This window comes from Streptomyces sp. NBC_01232, assembly GCF_035989885.1.
GTDB lineage: Bacteria > Actinomycetota > Actinomycetes > Streptomycetales > Streptomycetaceae > Streptomyces.
Map to the genome: position 1 here is coordinate 6,680,422 of NZ_CP108518.1, position 22,158 is coordinate 6,702,579.

Here is a 22,158-nt window from a genome sequence, read left to right on the forward strand (position 1 = left end):
GGACCGTCAGGGGGCGCCGAGGTGCAGCCATGTCCGCGATGAGGAAGAGCATCGACATCGACCGCAGGCCCGAGGACGTCTACTCGTACCTGACGGACCCCACGCATTTGCCGGAATGGCAGGACAGCGCCGTGTCCGCCGTCCCGATCGGCGATCTCCCCGTCCACGTCGGATCGAGGGTCCTCGTCACCCGGCAGATCGGCCGCCGGAGGGTCCCCACGACCATGGAGTTCGTGGAGCTCGACCCGCCGAGGAGCTGGCACGTGCACGGTATCGACGGGCCGGTACGGACGGATGTGCGCGGCACCATCGAACCCCTCGACGGCGGCACCCGCTCCCGCGTCACCCTGGACGTCGACCTCGAGGGCCACGGCCTGGGCCGGGCCCTCGTCCCCCTCGTGGTCAGGCCCATGATCCGCAAGGAGATGCCCCGCGGCGAGGAGAAGCTCAAGCACCTGCTGGAGACCTGACCCGCCGGCGGACGGCGGACGGCGGCCGCGGCCGCCGGGCCGGATCCGCCGCAGCGAAAACCGGATGCCCCGGAGCGTGCGGTGCGGCAACACTGGCCGCACCACACACCGTCACACCCCGAGGACATCCACGCCCGTGCAGGCTGCCGTCACCGTCACCCCCGCCCAGATCCCCGAACTGCTGCTCGGCCTCGCCACCGTGCGGCCGGTGTTCCTCTGGGGGGCACCCGGCATCGGGAAGTCCTCGCTCGTAAGGAAGTTCGCCGACTCGCTCGGGCTGGAGTGCGTCAGCCTGCTCGGTACGCAGCTCGCCCCCGAGGACCTGATCGGCGTCCCGCAGATCCGTGACGGCCGGTCCGTCTTCTGCCCGCCGGAGGCCATCGCCCGCGACGAGCCGTACTGCCTCTTCCTCGACGAGCTCAACGCCGCGAGCCCGGACGTCCAGAAGGCCTTCTACTCGCTGATCCTCGACCGCCGGATCGGCTCCTACGAGCTCCCCGCGGGCTCCATCGTCATCGGCGCGGGCAACCGGGCCACCGACAACGCGCTGGCCCGGCCGATCGCCTCCGCGCTCGTCAACCGCCTCACCCACGTCCACCTCCGGGCATCCGCCGAGGACTGGCTGGTCTGGGCCGGCGAGCACGGCATCCACCCCTGGGTCACCGACTACCTCACCGACCGCCCCGACCACCTGTGGTCGCAGGCGCCCAAGACCGAGGAGCCCTTCTCCACCCCGCGCTCCTGGCACATGCTCTCCGACGCCCTGCACTCCTTCGGCCCGGACCTGGACGAGCAGACCCTCAAGGTGATCGCACACGGCACCCTCACGCCCGCGCACGCCGTCTCCTTCGGCGGCTACGCCAAGATCGTCCGGCACAGCTTCGGCATCGAGGCGATCATGAAGGGCGACGCCTCCTGGCCCACCCGCCCCGCCGACCGCGATCTGCTCTACTACCTCGCCGAGGCCTTCCGGGGCCGCCTGGTCAAGGAGCTCCCGGCGCGGCGCGAGCACGTCTCGCCCGCCCTGCGCCAGACCGCCTACCGCGCCAAGGCGCTGCTGGTCCAGCTCGCCGAGATCTCCGTGGAGGTGGCGCAGACCGTCATCGCCGACGACACCGACGGCCTGCCCGTGCTGCCCTCCTGGTTCCTCGTGGAGGCCGCCCGGGACATGCCGCGCCTGGTCGAGGCCCGCCGATGAGCGTCGCGCGCCGTCGCCCGCAGAAGCAGGCCAAGCCGGACCCCGCCGCCCAGGCCTTCGCCGAAGGTCTTGCCCTGGTCAAGCGGAATCCGGCCCTCGCCGCCGTCGGCGGGAGCGTGTGCGACCAGCCCAAGTGCCCCCTGACCCCTGCCGCCGGCCTGGTCGCCGTCGACTCCAACGGCGTCCTCCACGTACGCTCCGGGCTGCGCGCCGAGCCCGGGAGGTGGGCCTGGGCCCTCGCCCACGCCCTGCTCCACCTCGGCTTCGGCCACGTCCCGGCCGCCGCCGAGAAGGACCGCGCGCAGCCCGACCGCTTCGACCGGGCGGCCCGCTGCGCCGTCGTCAACCGCTTCCTGCTGACCCAGCCGGCCGTGCGGCCCCCGGACGACCTCCCCGCCGAGTACCCCGGCGGCGACGAGGAACAGCTCGCGGCCCGCTGGCGCCGCGACGGCATCCCCGCCGCCCTCGAGCTCTGCGGCACCGCCGGCGACCACCCCGACCAGGTCTGGGTCACCTGGCACGCCTGGAACTCCACGGCCGTCCCCGACTGGGAGACGGCCTTCGCGCACGCCCTGACCCGCAGGGTCTCCGCCGCCATGGAGGTGGCCGGCGGGCGCCGCGACCCGGTCTCGGGGGAGCGCGTGGCGCAGCGCCCGTGGGACCGGGCCCTGAACTGGTTCGTCTCCTCGTACCCGCTCCTCGGCGGCCTCGCCAGCGGCCTGAAGATCGTCGCCGATGCCGAGCTGGCCCGCTCCAACGGCATCGACGTCGCCGCCGTCAGCGCCACCGCCGGGGAGATCTACATCAACCCGCTGCGCACCTTCGAGGACGAGGAATGGCGGTTCGTCCTGGCCCACGAGATGCTGCACGCCGCCCTGCGCCACGGCGAGCGCCGCGGAGCCCGGGACCCGTACCTGCACAACGTGGCCGCCGACTACGTGGTCAACGGCTGGCTCGTGGAGATGGGCGTCGGCGAGATGCCGGCCGGGCTGCTGTACGACCCGGAGCTGAAGGACCTGTCCGTGGAGGAGGTCTACGACCGCATCGCCACCGACGTGCGCCGGATGCGGCGCCTCGCCACCCTGCGCGGCAAGGGCCGCGGGGACATCCTGGGCGAGCCGCTGCCCCACTCGGACAGCCTCCCGTACACGGATCTGGACGAGTTCTACCGGCGCGGCCTGGTCCAGGGCTTCGACCTGCACACGTACGGGGAGCGCGGCCTGCTGCCCGCCGGGCTGATCCAGGAGATCCGGGCCCTGGCCCACCCGCCGGTGCCCTGGGACGCCCGGCTCGCCCGCTGGTTCGACGAGTACGTCCCGCGCCCCGAGGCGGTACGGAGCTTCGCGCGCCCGGCGCGCCGCCAGGCGTCCACCCCGGACATCCCGCGCGCGGGCCGGTACTTCCCGCCCGAGGAGATCGCCCGCTGCACCTTCGGCGTGGTGCTCGACACCTCGGGGTCGATGAACGCGGCCCTGCTCGGGAAGGCGCTGGGCGCGATCGCCTCGTACGCGCAGGCCCGGGACGTACCGGCGGCCCGCGTGGTCTTCTGCGACGCGGCTGCCTACGACGCGGGCTATCTGCCGCCCACCGAGATCGCGGGCCGGGTACGGGTCCGGGGGCGCGGCGGGACCGAGCTGCAGCCGGGCGTCGACCTGCTGCAGCGGGCGGAGGACTTCCCGCCGGGGGCCCCGGTGCTGGTGATCACGGACGGGTGGTGCGACACCCTGCGGATCGGGCGCGAGCACGCCTATCTGATTCCGCAGGGCGCCTGCCTGCCGTTCACGCCCAAGGGACCCGTCTTCCGGCTGGCGTGAGAGGCCCGGGCCCGTTACGCCTGCCGGCGGCGGCTGAGCCGGTAGATCCCGTAGGTGGTGGTGAGGATGATGTCCACGGCCGCCCACAGGGCGATCACGAGCCCGATGCCGATCGCGGTGCCGATCTCTCCGCCGTCCTTGCACAGCTGGAGCGAGTCACCGGTCAGCCCCGCACAGGACTCGGGAAGATCGTCGGCGTTGTTCAGGCCCGTGACGACCCAGACGACGAAGAGCGCCTGCACCGCCAGGAAGACCCAGAGGAAGATCCGGCGGGGCTTCCTCGGAGCGGGCGCGGGCGGGGCGGCCGGCAGGCCCCCGGCGGTCGGCATGCCCCCGGGGGCCGGTGTGCCCTCACCCGGCAGGGGGCCCGCCGGGCGCGGACCCCACTCCGGGGGCCGCGAGGGAGGGGGCGGGATCGGGGTGTCGGCCATGGGCGGAACCTCCTCGGCGAGCGAGGCGGGGACGGGCGGAATGCTCCGTCGGAGTAACGCCCACCATCCCATTCCTTCACGCAACACGCCCCCGACCCGCGAAGGTGCAGGTCAGGGGCGTGCTGGAGGAGATCGAATCAGTCGAGGTAGTCGCGCAGCACCTGCGAACGCGACGGGTGGCGCAGCTTCGACATGGTCTTGGACTCGATCTGGCGGATGCGCTCACGGGTGACCCCGTACACGCGGCCGATCTCGTCCAGGGTCTTCGGCTGGCCGTCGTTGAGGCCGTAACGCATGGAGACCACGCCCGCCTCGCGCTCCGAGAGCGTGCCCAGGATCGACTGGAGCTGCTCCTGGAGGAAGGTGAAGGACACCGCGTCCGCCGGGACGACCGCCTCGGAGTCCTCGATGAGGTCACCGAACTCGCTGTCACCCTCCTCACCCAGGGGGGTGTGCAGGGAGATCGGCTCGCGGCCGTACTTCTGGACCTCGATGACCTTCTCGGGGGTCATGTCGAGTTCCTTGCCCAGCTCCTCCGGGGTGGGCTCACGGCCCAGGTCCTGGAGCATCTGGCGCTGCACACGGGCGAGCTTGTTGATGATCTCGACCATGTGCACGGGGATGCGGATGGTGCGCGACTGGTCGGCCATGGCACGCGTGATCGCCTGCCGGATCCACCAGGTCGCATACGTGGAGAACTTGAAGCCCTTGGTGTAGTCGAACTTCTCCACGGCGCGGATCAGACCGACGTTGCCCTCCTGGATCAGGTCCAGGAAGAGCATGCCGCGGCCGGTGTAGCGCTTGGCGAGGGAGACCACGAGGCGGAGGTTGGCCTCCAGCAGGTGGTTCTTCGCACGGCGGCCGTCCTCGACCAGGATCTCCAGCTCGCGCTTGAAGGCGGGCTTGTGGTCCTCCTCCTCCTCGAGCTTGTACTCGGAGAACAGGCCCGCCTCGATGCGCTTGGCGAGCTCCACCTCCTGCTCGGCGTTGAGGAGCGGCACCTTGCCGATGAGCTTCAGGTAGTCCTTGACGGGGTCGGCGGTGGCACCGGCCACCATGACCGTCTGCGCCGGAGCGTCGTCCTCGTCGTCGTCGGACAGGACGAAGCCCTGGGCGCCGCCGGGCTTCGGAGCCTCCTCCTCGGCCTCGTCGGCCAGGTCCTCGGCAGCCCAGTCCTCGCCCTCGGCGACGGGGGTCTCGCCCTCGTCGGCGTCCTTGGCACCGGTCTTCTTCGCCGCGGCGGTCTTCTTCACGGCGGTCTTCTTGGCGGCGGTCTTCTTGACCGTGCGCTTCTTCGGCTCGGCGGCGGCCTCGGCCGGCACCTCGTCCTCGGTGGCGGCTGCCGACGAAGCGGATATCGCCGTGGCGGAGGCCGCGGCCGCGGTGGCGGCCGTGGTCTTGCGCGCGCCGATGGGGCGCGGCGCCGGGGTGGCCTTCTTGGCCGCGGTGCGGGCCGGGGCGGCGGCAGCCTTGCGGGGCTTCTTGGCGGCAGCCTTGGTGGCGGGGGCCGCGCTGACGTGAAGGGCGACACCCTCCTCGTCCAGGACCTGGTTCAGGCTGCGCAGGACCCGCTTCCACTGGTCCACCGGGATGCGGCCGGCCTCGAAGGCCTGGCGCACGTCGTCACCGTTGATGTGACCCTGCTCGCGGCCGCGCTCGACGAGCGCGACAAGGGCCTCGGATTCGGCGATCTCCGGAGGGAACGTACGGGACGGGCTGAGCGACACAAGGAGCCTCTCGTTGCGAACAGATAAGGGTGGGCGGGACATCATCGCGCGAACTCGGGAAACAGACCCGAGGGGGGTCTGTATTCCGGGCCGCGCGAGGACACCTGTCGGTTCATCGCATGCCCGAGTCGATTCGTTACGCGCTGAATTGAGTGACCTGCGCCACGCTGTGGCCGCGCAACCGATCCGGCGCAGATCCGTCCGCCCTTCACGTCAGCCCTTTTTGCGGGCTTCGATGAGGAAGCGAGCGGTGTGCGCGACGAACGGACCTTCGCTTTCGATCTGTTCGTGGAGCTCGCGCAGCCGGTCCCGGTACTGCCCGACCGTGAAGCCGGGCACCATCCAGATCACCTTCCGTAGAAAGTAGATCACGGCTCCGATGTCGTGGAACTCCGTGCGCAGTCGTTCGGAGCGCAGATCGAGGACTTCGAGGCCGGCCGCGGTGGCGTCGGCCACCGCGTCGTCGGGGTGCCGGCCGCGCCGGATCTCCTCCGGCTGCGGGCCGAGGAAGTACTCCACGAGCTCGAAGACGCTCGACGGACCAACCTGCTGCGAGAGGTAGCTGCCGCCCGGCGCCAGCACCCGCGCGATCTCCTCCCACCAGATCGACACCGGGTGCCGGCTGGTCACCAGCTCGAAGGCGGCGTCGCCGAAGGGCAGCGGCGGCTCGTCGGCGTCGGCGACCACCACCGCGCCCAGCGGGTGCAGCAGCCGCGTCGCCTTCTCGATGTTGGGCGGCCAGGACTCGGTGGCCACCATCAGCGGCGGCAGCGGAGCGCATCCGGCCAGGACCTCGCCGCCGCCGGTCTGGATGTCCAGGGCGGAGCGGGCCCGGGCCAGGCGTTCGCTCATCAGTTTCTGGTACCCCCAGGAGGGACGCTGCTCGGTGGCCCGGCCGTCGAGCCAGGAGAAGTCCCAGCCGTCCACGGAGACGGACTCGGCCTCGGCGACAAGATGGTCGAAAGTACGCGTCATGCATTGATCGTCCCAGGTCGGACGCCCGACAACCACCGGATATGTCGACTACAGTGGTCGGCGGGCCGTGACTGGCGTTCGGGTGGATCACCACCGGGGAGCGGCCCGGCGTACCTGTGGACCTCCGGTACGCCGTCTGCCGCGCGCCTGGGCGAACCGCGATCCGCAGCGACGTTCAGGAGACCCCGTGACGACTGCCCAGACTGCCCCCGCCACTGCCCCCGCCGGTGCCGACGGCCCCGCCCGGCTGATGGACGGCACGGCCCTCGCCCGCCGCATCTCGGAGCAGACCGCCGCCCACGCGGCGAAGATCACCGAGCGCACCGGCACCGCGCCGTGCCTGGCGACCGTGCTGGTCGGCGAGGACCCGGCCTCCGTGACCTACGTCCGCATGAAGCAGAACCGCTGTGCCAAGGCGGGGATCACCTCCCGCCACGTCGAGCTGCCGGCCACGACCACCACGGAGGAGCTGGTGGCCACCCTCACCGAGCTCTCCGAGGACCCGCAGATCAGCGGCATCCTGCTGCAGCACCCCGTCCCGCACCACATCGACGAGCGCGCCGCCTTCGAGGCCATCGCCCCGGGCAAGGACGTCGACGGGGTCACCATGCACTCCTTCGCCGCGATGGGCTTCGGGCTGCCGGGCTTCGTCTCCTGCACCCCCGGCGGCATCATGCGCCTCCTCGCCGCCTACGACGTGGACCTGACCGGCAAGCACGCCGTGGTCGTCGGCCGCAGCGCGATCCTGGGCAAGCCGGCCGGGATGCTGCTGCTGGAGCAGAACGCCACCGTCACCTACTGCCACTCGCGAACCCAGGACCTCCCCTCGATCGTGCGCCAGGCCGACGTGCTGGTCGCCGCCGTCGGCAAGGCCGAGTTCATCCGGGGCGAGGACATCAAGCCGGGCGCGGTGGTCCTGGACGCCGGGTACAACGAGGGCAACGTCGGCGACGTGCACTTCGAGTCCGCCGCCGCCCGGGCCTCCCTGATCACCCCGGTGCCGGGCGGGGTCGGCCCGATGACCATCGCCGTACTGCTGGAGCAGACCGTGCAGGCCGCCGCCGCACAGGCCGGGCTGGACCTCGCGGAGCTCTGACCTCCGCCCGCGCCCGTACGCCGCGCGAACGCCCCGGACCCGACGGTCCGGGGCGTTCGCGCGTTCAGGCCCGGACGGCGTCGCGGCGGGCCGCCGCGACGATGGGGGAGGTGCGGAACTCGAGCGCCAGGGCGGACAGCGGCTGACCGGACAGGCGCGGCGGCTCGGGGTGCTCCGGCGGCCCGGCGGCCTCCCCGGAGGCCGTCCGCAGCCCGCACGCGGCAGCGATCATCGCGGCGTCGGCCACGACCTCGGCCCGGGCCCGGCTCATGCCCTGCCCGCACGCGTCCTCGTACGCCGCGCTGCGCACGGAGGGGTCGAACCACGGGGCGAGGGCCAGGATCCCGTCGTCGATGACGGACTCGCGGTGGATCAGCCGGATCCCCACGGGTGACCACCAGGCGAGCGGAACCGTCCGCACACTGGACGCGGCGAAGCCGCGCAGGGCCTTCCACAGCGGGTGCAGCCGCCGGTACTGGCTGAAGTCCCGCCAGGTCTGTGACCCGCCGACCAGCGGCACGATGAACCCGGTCGCCACCAGCAGGGCCGCCCCCGAGGCCAGCGGCGGCGCCGCGTCCGTGGACAGGGCGTCCCAGTCGCGGCCGCTCCACCGGGCGCTCAGCGCGGTCCACTTCATCAGCAGGTAGCCGAGGTCCAGGACACCGCCGAGCATGATCAGGGCCAGCCCGGTGCGCAGCGGACGCAGGGAGGGGTCGGCGCGCCGCAGCCACCGCCCGGTGAGCACCGTCAGCGCCGTGCTGCCCACGGTGTGCGCGAGCAGGTAGCAGACGACCATCTCGCGGATCCACGGAGTGTCGGCGTAGTACGTGTCCAGGTCCCGCAGGCGTTCCACCGGCGCGTCGCCGATCATGAACAGGACGACGATCAGCACGGTGACGGCGCCGAACCCGGCCACCGTCAGCCGGGTCGCCCGGCGCACCGCGTCGGGCGGGCCGCCGCCCCACTGCAGGACCAGGACGACGCACGCCCCGGAGAACATGGTGATCAGGCCGAACACCAGCGGCGCCGAGAAGTTCGCCACCCCGGTGAGACGGTTGACCGCAGCGATCGTCGGAGGCGCGGCCAGGACCAGTACGAGGCAGCCGACCACCAGCAGCGCGCACACGGCCCGCATCGGCGGCTGGGCCCAGCCCCGGCGCAGGGTCGGGGCCTTGACCAGCAGGATCAGGATCAGCAGGACGCCCGGCACATAGAGGATGAGTCCGTCCTTCATCCGGCGGCCCTCATCGGACGCGGCCGGCGGGGTCGACCGGACCGGACCGCTGGTCGAGCCCGGCGACCGTCCGCTCGGCGGCCGTGAGCGGCGGCGCCTTCAGCGCACCCCGGTCCGAGGCGCGCAGGACGTGCCAGATCACCGACGGCCGCAGCCAGTGGGCGGGCGTACTGCTCATCGTGATCACCTGGAGGAAGGCGGCGGTGAGCGCCTCGCGGGTGGTGGCGCCGGTCATCAGCCGGCTGACGTACGCGTTGAGCAGGCCCGCCCCCGTCCGCGGCTTCATGCCGGTGGCGCCGGGGTAGAGGATGTCCTGCGAGGTGGCGAGGTCCCAGGCGGTGGCCACCTGCGGGGCGATCGCGCGCTGCGCCTCGCGCCCGAAGGCGGGCTGGGAGAGTCCCTTGGCCCGCAGCAGGGCGCGTACGGCCAGCAGGCCCTGGGCGGCGACGGTCATGCCCTGCCCGTACAGCGGGTTGAAGGTGGCGACCGAGTCGCCGACGGCGAAGAAGCCGTCCGGGAGGTCGACCTTCTCGAAGTAGATCCGGCGGTTGGCGGTGCCCTTGGTGACGGCGACGTCCGTGAGGGGCTTGCGGCCCTCCAGGAGCTCGCCGACGATCGGGTCCCGGATGCCCTTGGCGAACGGGATGAACTCGTCGGGGTCGCCGGTCGGCTGGCCGCCGCGGGTGCCCGACAGGGTGGCCTGCCACTGCCCGTTCTCGATGGGCACGATGGTGGCCGTCCGGCCCGGTACCGGCACGCGGGGGTCGGACTGGACGTTGACTATGGGGAAGCCCGACTCGTGGGCCCCGGCGGGTGCTTCGAAGATCCGCGTCGCATAGACCAGGCCGGAGTCGACCTCGGCCCGTCTGATACCGCCGACGCCGAGCTCCTGCAGCCAGGTGCGGGCGCGGGAGCCCCGTCCGCTGGCGTCGACGACGAGGTCGGCGGGAACGAACCTGCCCTCTTCCCCGGGCGTGTCGACGCGGACGCCGGTGATGCGTGCCGCCGTGCCCTCCAGGCCCCGGACGCGGCTCTGCTGGAGGGTGGACACCCCTTCGAGGGCGGTCACCCGGGCCCGGACCACCGAGTCGAGGAGGTCGCGGCTGCACGAGATGTTGAACTGCATCTCCGAGCAGCGCGGGATCCAGCCCTCGGCGGTCTTGGTGACCAGGTCGGTGGGCAGGCTGCGGCGGATCGCACCGGCCGCCGTCCAGTCCTCGGTGATGCCGGGCAGGATGTCCTCGATCGCCCGCGCCCCGCCGGACCACATGACGTGGACGTGCCGTGCCTGCGGAAGTCCGCGGCGCGGCGTCGGGCTGTCCGGGAGGGTGTCCGCGTCGATGATCGTGACCGTCGCGTGCTCGGCCAGGACGGCGGCAGCGAGGAGGCCGGCCATACTGCCGCCGATGACGACGGCGTGGCGGGGCGGGGAAGACTGGGTCATCGTGTCGTGCTCTCTGTCAGGGCCGTGCTGAGGGCATCGGCGCAAGGGGTGCGGCGACCGGGTGGTTCGGGTCGCGGCGTGGCACGGGGCTTCCCCAACCGAGTGAGGACTTGATGCGCTCGATGTCTTCGGGGAGCTGCTGCTCCCGGGGTGACGGCAGGTAGGAGCGCAGGGTGTTGCCGAGGTGCAGGCCGAAGGTCTCGGCCCGGATCTCCGCCGGATCCCCCTGGTCGGCGCGGGCGGCGGCCTGCCGGACCACGGCCTCCAACCCGGAGTCGGAGGCCAGCAGTTCGGCGAGACGGCCGGGGTCTCCCGCCAGCCGGGCGGCCACCAGCATGCCCGGGCCGACGCTGTCGCAGGTCCCCTCGTCCAGGTGCCACAGCTCGTGGCACGCGATGACGAGCTGGTGTTCGGGCCGGGTGTGCTGTTCGACGACGATGAGGTCCACGTCGTCCAGCTCCAGCCACAGCCCGCTCGCGGTGTCGGGCGGGAAGGAGGTGAAATGGACATCGACCTTCCGGTCTCCGCCGCGGCGCGCGGCGTACGCCGCGCACAGCGCGCCGATGATCTCCCTGGCCTCGGCCGGCGGCGTCAGGCGCGCGTCCTCCAGCAGTGCGGAGGCAAGCCTGCGCATGGCCCGTGTGGTCCTCATGGTGTTTCTCCCTCGGCGGCGGCGCCCCCGGTCGGTGCTCCGTCCTTCGTGCCCGGAACTTCGAGCTGCCCCTCGCGCGCGAGGAGGTCGTCCAAGTGGTCGGCCAGTGACTTCCAGCCCTGGGGCGACAGCCGTCCGGCCCGCGTGACGATGCTGCGTACGTCGTGCCCCCGCAGCACCGCCAGCATCGGGTTCTCCCGGTCGCGCACCGCGGACTCCAGCTCCCCCTCGATCAGGGCGAGGGCGGTGGAGAGGGCCTCGGTGTCGTCGGCCAGCAGGAAGCCGCCCTCGACGCCGTAGAAACGCTGGATCCCGGCGGCCGCGGCGAGGTTCGGCAGGCCCTCGCCCTGGGCGAGCCGGGTCAGCGACTGCCCCGACGCGTCGAAGGACTTGGCGATGGCCGCCAGTGAGTGCGGCTGCCCGTCCTCCCGTACGCGGGTGCGTCGCAGGTGCTCGAACCGCAGGTGCACCTGCTCCTTCAGCGGAAGCCGGGGCGGGCTGCCGTCCAGGGTGAGCCGGATGGCCCGCGGGGTCATGCCCGTGAGGTACGAGAGGTGCTCGAGGTCGTCCCGGCCGTCCGAGACGGTGGTCGCGGACAGGGCGAGGGCCCGTTCCACCGCGCTCTTGCTGTCGGCCAGGAGGAATCCGGCGTGGACGCCGAAGAACCGCTGCACACCGGCAGCGTGACCCATCCGCGGCAGCCCGGTGCCGGCGTTGAGCGGCCCCAGGGAGGCGCCGGGGGCGTCGAAGTCGTCGGCAATTGCGGCCAGCGGCCACTCCCTGCCGTGCTTGTCGCGCCGGGTGGCGCGCAGCCGCAGGAACCGCTCGTGCACCCGCCGCTCCAGCGGCGCCTCGACGGCGGTGCCCGCCACCACCTCGGGTATGCGCCCCGGCTCGACCCCGGACAGGTGGCTCAGCCGCTCCGCCGACAGCACCTCGGCCGGGTCCTTGCCGCTTTCCTGGGACAGCGCCCAAGTGCGACGCCAGATCGCGACGAGGTCGGGTCGGGCGGCTCGCACCGGCTGAATCTCCATATGTCGACAAGGCGTTCGAGTGGAACGGGCTTCGAGAAGCCTAACCCCCCGCCCTTGGCCGAACCAGGGGAACCCCAACGTTTCCTGCCGTACGGCTCAAAAAGGGTTGGCATGCTCATGGAGGCGCGAACGGGGGCCGGGGGAGCCGAAGTACGGCCTCCTCGATCTCCTCGATCTCCTCAGCCTTCTCGGCCTCCTCCGGCTCCTCGGGGGCTCAGCCGCAGGAGTCGCACACGCCCGTCGCCGGAAGCTGGACGAAGCAACCGGTGCAGACGGGAGGCGGCTCCGCGGTCCGGGCCCGCCGGCGCTCGACGGCCGCCCGGTACACGGGAGCCAGAGCCGGAACCCCTCCGTCCGGCGGGAGTTCCGCACCGAACCGCCGGTAGCAGTCGAGCCGCGCCCGGGCCGCGTGCTGTTCGCGCTCCGCCGCGTCGAGCACGGGCGGCTGCCCCGCGATCTCCAGAACCTCCTTGTAGCCGACGCCCACCATGCCGTCGCCGCTGTGCACGACCAGCGCGGTCAGCGGCGGGTCCCCCCGCCGGTGCGCCTCGCGGACCACCCTCCCGAGGACCGAGCCGATCCAGTTGTGGAGCAGTGCCTCGGTGCGGATGCCCGACCTCTCCTGGACCTCCGCTCCCAGGGCCTTGTACGTGATCACCGCGTGGTAGGTCCCCGCCACACCGGTCAGTACCGCATAGGCCTCCTCGGCCCACCTGTCGCGGTCGCCGTTCGCCTCGCCGTGCCCCACGATGTGCCCCCTCCGTAGCGCTTTCCGCCCATCCTGCCCGCTGCCGCGGCACGGCGTCAGGACGACGGCGCAGAAGGCATCCGCCGCGCGCGACGCCCCGGGGCGCCCGTCCCTTACCTGAGAGGTAACAGGCCCCCTTCGCTGACGCGCCTGGACTCGCTTGCCAACCGCTAGATCAGCCTCCCTGTTGTCCAAGCCCGTCCAGGTGCGTCCGTCGCGAGCCGCCCTCGGTGGCTCCCCGTTTGGCTCCCCGAGTGCCGCCGCTGCCCTTCAGGCGTCGGGGCGCTTCCATACTTCGGGGCCGCCGCCTTCCCAGGTGATCGGCCCGTCCTCGCTCAGGTCCACGTCCTCCAGGCCGGCGCGACGCAGGAACTCGGCAACGTCCCTCGGCGTGTGCGCACGCCCGAGGTCCACGTCGACGCCGAGCGCATGAACGGTGACCTTCCGGCCGCCCTTCGGGGACACCGGATGCACGATGATTTCCGTCTGGTCCGACACGCCCCCAGCCTGCCGTGCCGGCGCCAGTCCAGCACGCCGAGCGCGCTGTCCGGCCGACGGCGCGTGTAGGGATCCACACCGAGACGCGGCCGGCACGGGCGACCGTGGCCGCTGGTAGAGCAGGCGATCCACACACGGCTCCGGAGGCCCCGTGCGCCGTACGCGTTTCAGGTGGTCAGCGCCCTAAGGGCACCGGGCGAGCCCCACCCCGTCCACAAATAGGCCGCAGACTCTCACCAGCCGCTGACCTACTCGCTCGGTGGAGAGTCGTGACCTGATCTGGATTGGTCATCAAGGGCCTGCCTGCAAACAGGGAGTAGCTGTTCCACCGTCGAAGACAGCTGGATCTGCAACTCTTGTGGGTTCGTGCGGTAGTTGAGTGCTTCATTGAGCAGCGCGACCCATCCAGCTGTGTCTATGTCATCCGACAGCTGGCCGTAGAGCGTATTTACCCGTTCGACCCCATCGGTGACTTCGCGAGGTGGCGTTTCTCCCGACCCGAGCTGCGCGTTATATCCCGTCTCGTCCACTGTCACCGCGAGGCCCATCAACGCAGCATCCAGCTCTGCGGCTACGGGATTGGATGAGCCGAGATGATGGAGGCTGCTCGCAGCACGGTTGAACTCGGCCTTCCGTACCAGCGCGTCAGCGAGTTCGAAGGTAAGCGAGGAGACACCTTCAGCACCGTTGGCAACAGCGGGTGGGCCTTCGAGCTTCACGACCCAAAGTGCCGAGTTGAGATCATTTTTTGCCCGGGCAAGCTCACCCTCAGCGGCACTGAGATCCTCTGAAGTGTCCGCTAGTCGGCCTCGGGGCAGCGCCTCGGCGGCCTGTACACAGCGCGTCATCGCCAGAAGGAACCCTGCGTACGCGTCGCGTCGAATGCTGCGCCGCCACTGCAGATGTGCCGCGTCAGCCTCGGTATGAACCGCATCGAGTGCGGCTCTGTAGGTCGACTGCGCCTGAGCTACGCCGGCACGGCCAGTCTCCTCAGCCGCTCGTAGTGCGCCTCGCATCTGCCAGCGGCCCACGATCACAGCAGCTGACACTCCGAGTGCTGCTACGGCTGCAGCCGAGATGGCGCCGATCCCCTCCAGATCCATGGCCCGAGCATGCCGTAAAGATCGGCAAGAAACACCCCATCTTGCCTGACCGCTACCCCCGGGGGCGGACCAGTAGGTAGAGTCCCCGCTGACCTGCGCGTTCCCGGGTCACCCTCGTGGCCGACCTGTCACCGTTGGTCGTCAGTGGTCACCCCTGAGCCCCCTCGCACGGCCCAAAGACGGCCCAGCGATCGCCGCCCGGGAGCCGGCGGCACTACCCCCCCGTCGCTGCGCTCCAGCGCCAAGCCGACGGGACCCCTCGTCCAGCCCGTTGTTGTCTTCGAGGCTGTACCCCGTGCTGTATAGCGTCACGTCGCCCGTGACCGAGTCTCACGCCGTCGAAGCGCCGCAGCCGCCGTCGGCTGATGCTCACTCAACATCGCAATGTGCCCAAATCCCATGCCGAGGGTCTGAGCCAGTGGGACAATGGCGCCCAAGGCTTTTCGGCGGTTTAGGTTCGTATGGGCGTTCCTGGAGGTTACAAGGATGGCAGCAAGCTCGACAAATCGGGTAAAGCTCTTGCAGTCTGCAAAAGACATACTATGGTCAGAATCTGGCGGCCACTGTCAAAATCCTAAATGTCGAGTTGATCTACATGCATTTATAGACCAGGTGCACGTGGCGGAACTTGCACACATCATTCCAGCAAGCACCAAAGGGCCGCGCGCAACAGAGGGTGCGGACCTTACAGAGCCAGAGCGTGCTGATCCAACGAACATTCTCGTACTGTGCCCTACGTGCCATACCATGATTGACAAAGGCCCTAGTCAGTACCCTGCGGGGATATTGCGCCGTTGGAAAGAGCGGAGTCAGCGAGCGCGTGCTATCGCTTTTGGGATGCCGCAGTTCACGTCGAGGACTGAAGCGCGAGCAGCCGTAGAACCCCTCCTGGGTGCCAACCGGGCAGTTTTTCGGCTATATGGACCACTCGATGACGTATTCGATGACACTCGCGCCGATCAGTGGAGTCGGCACGTGGTGGATACGGTCATCCCGAATAACAGGACCTTGCTGCACCTCCTCCAATCGAATCGTGACTTGCTGACAGTCGCCGAGAAGGCAACTCTTGATATTTTTGCCATACATGCGCAGCAGCTTGAGGAGCGTCACCTGGAGGGGAACTGGACTCCAGGATCTACGCGATTCCCGGAGGAGATAGACTCGATTATGAAGGGTGACGGATGGTGTCCGATCATGGATGATCAAGCAGCTCAAGGACTCCGGAGAAACCGTCCAGGCTGTCGGCGAATGCGGCGTGAGGGTGGTGCGCGTAGGCCGTCCAGACGCTACGGGTTACTGTGTGGAGCCGGACAGCCTGCCATTTACCGTGCCAATGCTTGAAGAGGCTCTTGGAGATCTTCCCGAAGCGGGAATGGTAATCGTGACCAGGCGGCCGGTTGACCCTGATGTCCATTCACGCGCACTGGAACTCGGTATCTGTGTGGACACTTTCGGCGGCTTCAACCGTGCACTCACATTTCTCGACGATATCTCTGATTACGCCCACCCTGAAGAGACGTATTTCAGGAAGCGCATGTTTTCCACAAGAGCTGTGGTATCTGTGAGTCGTCGAGGTCATCGGGCGTGGGAGCTGCAGCGAGTCAATGGGCTCCGATCGTTGATCGTGGTGACCCATGACCGTTATGAGCTGACCGATGAAGGATTTTCCGGGATTCTTGATCAGTACCCAGGCCTGGGTATCGATGCGCTAGTTATCACGAACCCTTCAGCGCAAGGCTTCGGGAGCCGGGTGGTTACTAGCGCTCGCGAAGCCAACGTTCCCCTGTATAGATTGGATGACTTTGCCAGTAAGATCCGCGATAGATGGACCTGAGGCGACGTTGGCCAATCCTCGATGAGCTATGCGAGCGCGCTGCCGGCTTCCCTGGCATGGAGATCTGGGCGTTCGGATCGATGCTGCGGTCGGAGCGGCCACGCGACTTGGATGTCTTGATCATCTACAGCTGCCGAGAAGATGTGGCCGACATTCGAAAAATGGGTTTTTGGGAATTCTCATTGCCGCCCGCAGAAATCATTGCTATGACCCGGGGTGAGGAATCTCACTACGACTTCATAAAGATAACTAATGCTAGGCGGCTTATTCCAGCTTGAGTCCTTGGCCGGGCTGGCAACCGTTCGGGGTGTCGCTCGATGGTTACTCTCCTGCTTTCTGGCGAGGAGTCCGTCAAGGTGGGGCTCCCCGGGCGAAGCGAGGAAGAAGGACCTTAACGGGCGACGAGCGGCGGCGATCTCTCGGTGACGAGCGTGGCCGGACCACGGCATCCGGCTGGAGCGCATCGCCCAGTTGTCGGCGACACCAGTCAGGCGACGACGGAGGCTGTCTACCGGAAGCAGCTTCGGCCGGTATCACCGAAGGCGCGGGAGGCATGGAGGTGATCTTTGCCCAGCGTCATGAGGCGACCGCCCGCGAGGCTTGATCAGAATGCTTTGGTCCCCGAGCACGACAGAGGCCAGGAAGCGAATTTACTTCCTGGCCTCTGACCAGCGTCGGGGGGCGGGATTTGAACCCACGACCTCTTCGTCCCGAAGCAACTTGGGTGGGATCTTGACCTCGGGCCGGTGCGCTTCTCACCTGCGCTGATGGTCTGTGCGCATCCGCGCTCGTCCGCGGGTGTACGTCTGCGTTGTCACGCAGTTAGACACTCACCCTTGCAATTGGGGTCAGCCACCGAACAGCTCCGGGTGAGGACAGCGTTCCGGTGAAGCCTCTGGCTGATCCGCCCACTGCCACCAGATGTGGCGCTGCGAGCAGCCCCATACGCCGCGGCAAACACGCTCACCGTCACGATCACAGAGAGCGAATCCGCCGAACTTCATCGGCTGACTGCAATCAGGACATTGGGGAGGGGAGTCGGACGACATGAGCGGACCGTACTCCGCCGGCCGACTCCCTGCACCCTCGACCTTCTGATCCGTAGCACTAGCCAGATCGGTCAGCAGCAGTCGTTCCAGCCGGTTCGGGGCCCCGGAGGGACGCTATCGGACGGGGTCAGTTGCTGGGGTTGCTGTACGACACTGCTGTACAGCACGGGCATCACCAGTCGCGCCAACGGTCCGTGATCTCCGACCGATCAATGTCTTGCCTCGCCGCCAGAGCGGCCACGTCCACACCGTGCTCGCTCAGGGTGAGGTCGATGTACTCGCACAGCTGCTCCCGCTCCTCCGTGCAGAAGCCGGCGCCGCCATGCTGGCCGTCCCCGTCGACCGCGTTGAGTGCGAGAACCACCCTCTCAACAGTCCCGAAGACAGCCTCGTCGGACGGCTCCCGCAGCGCGCGTACCTCGTCTTCGAACACCTCCAGGGCGGTGTCCGTCGCCCGCAACAACGACTCGGGGTAGAGATCCGCCACGCTGCCGCACTCTGGGGCCAAGGTCCCGGCCTCCACCTTGCGGGCTATCTCGGCCATATAGGCACGCCAGTTGTCAGGGGGTCTGTTCGCCATGGGCCAGACGGTATGTCCAGGCACTGACAGCCCGCCGTCCCGAACGCTTTCCAAAACCATCGCGGCGCGAGTCACCGTGGGTTCAAATCCCACACCCACCGCAGATGAAGGGCCCCTGACCAGTAAGAACGGCCAGGGGCCCTTCGCGTGCGCACTGTCCGCTGGCGACCGCTGTTCCCCGCTGTTTCCCCACTGAACGGGCACGGGGAGGGCACGGCCACGCTCTGATCCGTAGCTCCAGCCAGACCGGTTAGCACTGCTCGAACCGGCACCACCGAATGCGAGCCCCAACGTTGGGATCGTCGAACGACTACGGCCAGTGGCCACCCTCACCACCCCTGACCTCAGCCACGCTTCCAAGTTACCAAGGCACGTCCGGCACGCAGTCGCCAATGACGACCAGCCACCCCGGCGGGGCACCGCAAGCCCGCCAGGGCTGAGGAGCTACCGACCCTAGGCGCAAAGTGGCTACCTAAAGCTGTGGAGCCGACCGCCCCGGCCGCAGTGGGTTTCTCCCACCATCTACCCGAGCCGTAGGCGTGCGGCCGGCGCCCGGGCTGGAGCGGGGCGGAGACAGGAGCGCAGGCCCGGGCGACGGGCCGCACCCGCCGCGCTGCGCGCGGCGGGTGCCTTGATGACGTAGAGAAACTCCTGCCAGCCTGCTCGGGTAGGGGTCCTGTCTGGCAGCAGGCCGCACAACCAAGTTGCTCAGCAGTGCCGTTAGAGTCGCTGCCTCCCCTGAAGGGATTCAGAGCTGATGACCGTTGCACCGCCCACGCCGTCCCTGTGCACCAGGTGCGGTACGAAGTTGAGCCGCGGTAACACCGACACCGTGTGCAGTCCCTGCCGCCGCGCTGTCGGTCCTACGGCCTCGGGCAGGCCTTCGCGAGCCGGAGCCGCTGACGCCGAGCCGCACTGGCTCGCTGATAGTTCCGAGCGGAGCGCCCCTCCGGATGGCTCGAACCTGGCCGACGTACTCAAGGCGTACCGAGCACTCCACAAGCTCAAGCAACAGGATCTCGCCGACCTGCTCGGCTACGACCAGTCGTACGTATCGTTACTCGAACGCGGCAAGCGCAACATCCGGGACATGGTCGAACTTCGCAGGGTTGCCCACGCCTTGGCGCTGCCCGAAGACGAGCTTGGCCTGCTTCCGCCAGCCGAGGTCGCGGTCACAGTCGGAGCGTCTGTTGGTGAACCTGGCGAGCGGCGTCCACTCGCAGCCGTGGACGACCAGCGTCGCTGGCGCATGACGCGCCGTGAACTCAACCGTCACCGGGCCGACCTCACGAAGGCCGCCGCCCTCCTGTACCCGGATGCCTCCCGCGCAGGCAACAGCCCAGTGCTCACCCGCGAGTCATGGATGTGGCCCGAGCCGGTCGCCTTTGCGGACATCGAGCTGGCCTGGCTGACGCAGACCAGCCCGCCGAAAGTTAGCGGCCGGGAGAGGCAGGCAGAGGGTGTTCGGCCGCTCGCGCCGAACGGCGCCAAGTTCGATCGCTATACCCAAGCAATCCGGATGATCGACCGACCGTCTCTCTTCGTGAACCGGCCGAGCTTCCGGCTGCTCGATGTGGCCCAGACGGAAGGTCGCCCAAAGCTGTCGTTCGGGTACACGACCTACTTCGACATGGCCGACGTCTGCGAGGGGGTGGCACACGAGCTGGCGAGTGCGTGGTTGAAGACTGGCAGTGACCCGGCGTGGATCGGTGACCCAAGTTGGGCAGAACTCCCGTTCCGATCGCTGGTCGGGGACCCGTTTGACCTCGCGCACCGGCCGCTGCTGCCATCCATCGACACCCTGACGATCCGGCTCGGCCCCGATGGCGCGTCGTTCCCGCTTCATCACCGGTCCGCTAGCAACGTCGCTCTTGCCGGGGGGACGTACCACGTCATGCCGGCCGGGGTGTTCCAACCGTCCTCGGTCATGCCCTGGGACCAGTCGAATGACTTCAACCTCTGGCGCAACGTACTGCGCGAGTACGCAGAGGAGTTCCTTGGGGACCCCGAGGCGGACGGGAGCAGCGGCGAGCCGATCGACTACGACGGGACTGAGCCGTTCCGAACGCTGAATCAAGCCCGCCGCGAGGGCAAGGTGCGCCCGTACTGCTTCGGGATCGGACTGGACCCGCTCACGCTGGCCGGCGAGATCCTCAGCGTGGTGGTCATCGACGCCGACGTGTACGACTCCGTCTTCGCCGGCATGGTGTCCAGGAACTCAGAAGGCGCCGTCGTGGCAGGTAGCCCTGGCAACAGCAGCGCCGGAATCCAGTTCACCGAGTCCAACGTCCGGCGCCTGCTGGACAATGAACCTTTGGCGTCCGCTGCTGCCGCGTGCCTCGACCTGGCGTGGCAGCACCGCGGACTCATCCTGGGCTGAGAGGCAGATCAGTGCGCGTACTTGTGACCGGCGCCTACGGATTCGTGGGCAACGCGGTTGTACGACGGCTTGTCGAAGCAGGCCACGACACGGTAGTCCTCACACATCGGCCGGCCGATGTCCCCCTGCCGGAGCTGCCGGTATCCGAGGTCTTCCGCGGTGACATCCGCGATGCGAACGCGCTGACTTCAGCTCTCGATGGCGTCCAGGGTGTATGCCACCTTGCGGCTCTCACTCGGGTTCGCGAGTCCTTCGAGCGTGCGGAGGAGTATCAGGCGGTCAACGCCGGAGGCACAGTGGCGCTGCTCGACGCGCTTGCCGCTGCCTGCGCCGGTTCCAAGGCCCCGACCGTTGTTCTCGGCTCCACAGCCGCGATCTACGGGGCACCCGAGCAGCAGCCCATCGGCGAGGACACCGTGCCCGCACCGGGCAACCCCTACGGCACGTCGAAGCTGGCCGCCGACAGGGCACTTCAGGCGCGAGCGGAGAGTGGGGAAATCAAGGCCGTGAGCCTGCGGTGCTTCAACATCTCGGGCTCCGTCCACGGGGTGGGGGACGCGGATGAGAGCCGGATCATCCCGAAGGCCGTGGCGGTGGCAACTGGCCGCCATCCGCACCTTGAGATGAACGGCGACGGCGAGGCAGTCCGGGACTTCGTTCACGTCGACGACCTGGCCCGCGCGTACGTGATGGCCCTGGAGGCTCCCGCCTCTGCCGCCTTCAGGGCCTACAACGTCGGCGCGACCCCGGCGAGCATGCGCGAGATCGTGGCTACGGTCGAGCGGGTATCGGGCAGGGTGGTGCCTGTGGTGCACCGTCCGCCGCAGCCCGAGCCGCCGCGACTGGTGGCGGACATCTCCAGGATTACAGCTGATCTGGGGTGGAAGCCGGAGTGCTCCAGCTTGGAGCGGCAGGTCACCGATGCCTGGTCGGTCGTCTCCGGCAGCAGTTACTGAGACTTGGTCAAGCGGTCCTTGACGCTGTCAGGCAGGTCGGCGAACGCCTCCCGCCAGTGCTCAAGGGCCGCTTCGCTGTGCGCCGAACCGGGTTCGGTCCCGCTCAGTTCTTCGCGTAGGGCTGCTTCGAGCTCCGTGCCTGCCTGCAGCAGCGGCAGAGCCCAGTCCGCCACCCCGCGCGAGTGATCTGCGAGTCGGGGCGGGTACTGGGCGAAGACCCCCTTGCCCTGGTGGCCGACCACGTATCCCTCCGCGCGCAGCAGCGACACAGCGTTCTTCACCACGGTGCTTGATGCCCCAGAACTGTCGATCAGCTCCTGCGCCGATGGCAGAGCGACTCCGTCAGGGATCTTGCCGCTACGAATGCGTTCCCTCAGGTCATCGGCCAGCTGAAGGTATGCCGGCTGCCCTCGGAACTCGGTCATCGGGGTCTTCCTTCAGTCGGGGGTGTTGTACCTAGTACACCAGTCTCCTCACATCCATTCCCTGCAGGGAGCGGTGGAGCCACTTGCCAACATGGTGCACTAGGTGCACCATGTTGTGCGGAGGGCAGTGAGCAAGCGGCAGCCCTCATATGACAAGCCGTCATTCGATTCCCGTGCACCGCACGGACAGGCTTGTCGCAAGACAGAACGCCCCGGCAACGGTGGCGCAGTCACCAACGAACGACTCATGAGGGGCCTTCTTTGGGCTGCTCTGAGCTGCACGAATGCACCGCGCACAACTCCACAGCGTGATCCACCGCAGCAAGACGACCGTGACCGCACCGGCCGATGCGAGTGGAGACCAGCCGACTGAGAACGGGCCCGCGTCACAACCGGTCCCTACGCCCCGAAGGGGTGGCACGCCATCGGCTCTAAAGATCCGCACGGCCAGACATTTGGCTGCCACGACCTCCGGGGACTCGGACCGCCTCCGGATCGAGCGGCGCCGTG

19 protein-coding genes, 1 pseudogene and 1 riboswitch are annotated in these 22,158 nt (G+C 69.0%); of the genes and pseudogenes, 8 read left to right on the plus strand and 12 right to left on the minus strand.

Annotated features, from left to right (window positions below; all coding sequences use genetic code 11):
* Positions 1-29: 29 nt before the first annotated feature.
* From OG444_RS30770 to OG444_RS30780, 3 genes are all read left to right on the plus strand, one after another.
* A complete protein-coding gene (locus tag OG444_RS30770) occupies positions 30-470 on the plus strand; it encodes an SRPBCC family protein (protein WP_327265257.1) in 441 nt (146 codons plus the stop codon).
* Positions 471-606: 136 nt separating this feature from the next.
* Positions 607-1,668 (plus strand): ATP-binding protein, encoded by a 1,062-nt coding sequence (locus tag OG444_RS30775; RefSeq protein WP_327265258.1) that lies wholly within the window; start codon positions 607-609, stop codon positions 1,666-1,668.
* Positions 1,665-3,482 (plus strand): vWA domain-containing protein, encoded by a 1,818-nt coding sequence (locus OG444_RS30780; protein WP_327265259.1) that lies wholly within the window; start codon positions 1,665-1,667, stop codon positions 3,480-3,482. Before OG444_RS30775 ends, OG444_RS30780 begins: the two co-directional genes overlap by 4 nt.
* 14 nt (positions 3,483-3,496) lie before the next feature.
* On the opposite strand, the gene OG444_RS30785 is transcribed toward OG444_RS30780, so the two are convergent.
* From OG444_RS30785 to OG444_RS30795, 3 genes are all read right to left on the minus strand, one after another.
* Positions 3,497-3,913, minus strand: a complete 417-nt coding sequence (locus tag OG444_RS30785) for a hypothetical protein (RefSeq protein WP_327265260.1) — start codon at positions 3,911-3,913, stop codon at positions 3,497-3,499.
* Between the two features lie 137 nt (positions 3,914-4,050).
* Complete coding sequence (locus OG444_RS30790; protein ID WP_327265261.1) at positions 4,051-5,640, minus strand: RNA polymerase sigma factor; 1,590 nt, start codon at positions 5,638-5,640, stop codon at positions 4,051-4,053.
* A gap of 213 nt (positions 5,641-5,853) precedes the next feature.
* Positions 5,854-6,615 carry a class I SAM-dependent methyltransferase gene (locus OG444_RS30795; RefSeq protein ID WP_327265262.1) on the minus strand — a complete coding sequence of 254 codons (762 nt, stop codon included), beginning with the start codon at positions 6,613-6,615 and terminating at the stop codon, positions 5,854-5,856.
* 57 nt (positions 6,616-6,672) lie between these two features.
* Positions 6,673-6,775, plus strand: a riboswitch (ZMP/ZTP riboswitch).
* 90 nt (positions 6,776-6,865) lie between these two features.
* Here OG444_RS30795 and OG444_RS30800 point away from each other — a divergent pair.
* Positions 6,866-7,711, plus strand: a complete 846-nt coding sequence (locus OG444_RS30800; RefSeq protein WP_327266981.1) for a bifunctional 5,10-methylenetetrahydrofolate dehydrogenase/5,10-methenyltetrahydrofolate cyclohydrolase — start codon at positions 6,866-6,868, stop codon at positions 7,709-7,711.
* 64 nt (positions 7,712-7,775) lie between these two features.
* Here OG444_RS30800 and OG444_RS30805 read toward each other — a convergent pair whose 3' ends face one another.
* The 7 genes from OG444_RS30805 to OG444_RS30835 all read right to left on the minus strand — a co-directional run bounded on the left by OG444_RS30805 (position 7,776) and on the right by OG444_RS30835 (position 14,424).
* Positions 7,776-8,945 (minus strand): MAB_1171c family putative transporter, encoded by a 1,170-nt coding sequence (locus OG444_RS30805; RefSeq protein ID WP_327265263.1) that lies wholly within the window; start codon positions 8,943-8,945, stop codon positions 7,776-7,778.
* 10 nt (positions 8,946-8,955) lie between these two features.
* Positions 8,956-10,389, minus strand: coding sequence for an NAD(P)/FAD-dependent oxidoreductase (locus OG444_RS30810; protein ID WP_327265264.1), 1,434 nt, complete (start codon positions 10,387-10,389; stop codon positions 8,956-8,958).
* A 16-nt stretch (positions 10,390-10,405) separates the two neighbouring features.
* Positions 10,406-11,041, minus strand: a complete 636-nt coding sequence (locus tag OG444_RS30815; RefSeq protein WP_327265265.1) for a toxin-antitoxin system, toxin component — start codon at positions 11,039-11,041, stop codon at positions 10,406-10,408.
* Positions 11,038-12,060, minus strand: a complete 1,023-nt coding sequence (locus tag OG444_RS30820) for a hypothetical protein (protein WP_327265266.1) — start codon at positions 12,058-12,060, stop codon at positions 11,038-11,040. Before OG444_RS30820 ends, OG444_RS30815 begins: the two co-directional genes overlap by 4 nt.
* 229 nt (positions 12,061-12,289) lie before the next feature.
* The gene (locus OG444_RS30825) at positions 12,290-12,823 is read right to left on the minus strand and encodes a hypothetical protein (protein ID WP_327265267.1); all 534 of its coding nucleotides are present in this window, start codon (positions 12,821-12,823) and stop codon (positions 12,290-12,292) included.
* Between the two features lie 270 nt (positions 12,824-13,093).
* Positions 13,094-13,321: a hypothetical protein gene (locus OG444_RS30830; protein ID WP_189734633.1), complete on the minus strand. Its 228-nt coding sequence runs from the start codon at positions 13,319-13,321 to the stop codon at positions 13,094-13,096.
* 248 nt (positions 13,322-13,569) lie between these two features.
* Positions 13,570-14,424, minus strand: coding sequence for a hypothetical protein (locus OG444_RS30835; protein WP_327265268.1), 855 nt, complete (start codon positions 14,422-14,424; stop codon positions 13,570-13,572).
* A gap of 486 nt (positions 14,425-14,910) precedes the next feature.
* Between OG444_RS30835 and OG444_RS40815 the strand changes: the two are divergent.
* Positions 14,911-15,174 (plus strand): annotated as a pseudogene (locus tag OG444_RS40815) (HNH endonuclease); the annotation flags it as partial.
* A gap of 448 nt (positions 15,175-15,622) precedes the next feature.
* Positions 15,623-16,258, plus strand: a complete 636-nt coding sequence (locus OG444_RS30840; protein ID WP_327265269.1) for a hypothetical protein — start codon at positions 15,623-15,625, stop codon at positions 16,256-16,258.
* Positions 16,259-17,479: 1,221 nt separating this feature from the next.
* On the opposite strand, the gene OG444_RS30845 is transcribed toward OG444_RS30840, so the two are convergent.
* Positions 17,480-17,887 carry a hypothetical protein gene (locus OG444_RS30845; RefSeq protein ID WP_327265270.1) on the minus strand — a complete coding sequence of 136 codons (408 nt, stop codon included), beginning with the start codon at positions 17,885-17,887 and terminating at the stop codon, positions 17,480-17,482.
* Between the two features lie 808 nt (positions 17,888-18,695).
* Between OG444_RS30845 and OG444_RS30850 the strand changes: the two genes are divergently transcribed.
* Together OG444_RS30850 and OG444_RS30855 are read left to right on the plus strand one after the other, a co-directional pair.
* A complete protein-coding gene (locus tag OG444_RS30850) occupies positions 18,696-20,267 on the plus strand; it encodes a helix-turn-helix domain-containing protein (protein WP_327265271.1) in 1,572 nt (523 codons plus the stop codon).
* 11 nt (positions 20,268-20,278) lie between these two features.
* A complete protein-coding gene (locus OG444_RS30855) occupies positions 20,279-21,223 on the plus strand; it encodes an NAD-dependent epimerase/dehydratase family protein (protein WP_327265272.1) in 945 nt (314 codons plus the stop codon).
* On the opposite strand, the gene OG444_RS30860 is transcribed toward OG444_RS30855, so the two are convergent.
* Positions 21,217-21,648, minus strand: coding sequence for a winged helix-turn-helix domain-containing protein (locus tag OG444_RS30860; RefSeq protein ID WP_327265273.1), 432 nt, complete (start codon positions 21,646-21,648; stop codon positions 21,217-21,219). The two genes, OG444_RS30855 and OG444_RS30860, sit on opposite strands and share 7 nt — an antisense overlap.
* Positions 21,649-22,158: the final 510 nt, after the last annotated feature.

Bases quoted from the DNA above. Each gene is read 5' to 3' on its own strand.
- OG444_RS30800 (WP_327266981.1), top strand. From the start codon at position 6,866: ATGGACGGCACGGCCCTCGCCCGCCGCATCTCGGAGCAGACCGCCGCC.
- OG444_RS30860 (WP_327265273.1), bottom strand. From the start codon at position 21,648: ATGACCGAGTTCCGAGGGCAGCCGGCATACCTTCAGCTGGCCGATGAC.
- OG444_RS30770 (WP_327265257.1), top strand. From the start codon at position 30: ATGTCCGCGATGAGGAAGAGCATCGACATCGACCGCAGGCCCGAGGAC.
- OG444_RS30780 (WP_327265259.1), top strand. From the start codon at position 1,665: ATGAGCGTCGCGCGCCGTCGCCCGCAGAAGCAGGCCAAGCCGGACCCC.
- OG444_RS30835 (WP_327265268.1), bottom strand. From the start codon at position 14,424: ATGGATCTGGAGGGGATCGGCGCCATCTCGGCTGCAGCCGTAGCAGCA.
- OG444_RS30785 (WP_327265260.1), bottom strand. From the start codon at position 3,913: ATGGCCGACACCCCGATCCCGCCCCCTCCCTCGCGGCCCCCGGAGTGG.
- OG444_RS30805 (WP_327265263.1), bottom strand. From the start codon at position 8,945: ATGAAGGACGGACTCATCCTCTATGTGCCGGGCGTCCTGCTGATCCTG.
- OG444_RS30845 (WP_327265270.1), bottom strand. From the start codon at position 17,887: ATGGCGAACAGACCCCCTGACAACTGGCGTGCCTATATGGCCGAGATA.
- OG444_RS30815 (WP_327265265.1), bottom strand. From the start codon at position 11,041: ATGAGGACCACACGGGCCATGCGCAGGCTTGCCTCCGCACTGCTGGAG.
- OG444_RS30840 (WP_327265269.1), top strand. From the start codon at position 15,623: ATGATCAAGCAGCTCAAGGACTCCGGAGAAACCGTCCAGGCTGTCGGC.
- OG444_RS30795 (WP_327265262.1), bottom strand. From the start codon at position 6,615: ATGACGCGTACTTTCGACCATCTTGTCGCCGAGGCCGAGTCCGTCTCC.
- OG444_RS30810 (WP_327265264.1), bottom strand. From the start codon at position 10,389: ATGACCCAGTCTTCCCCGCCCCGCCACGCCGTCGTCATCGGCGGCAGT.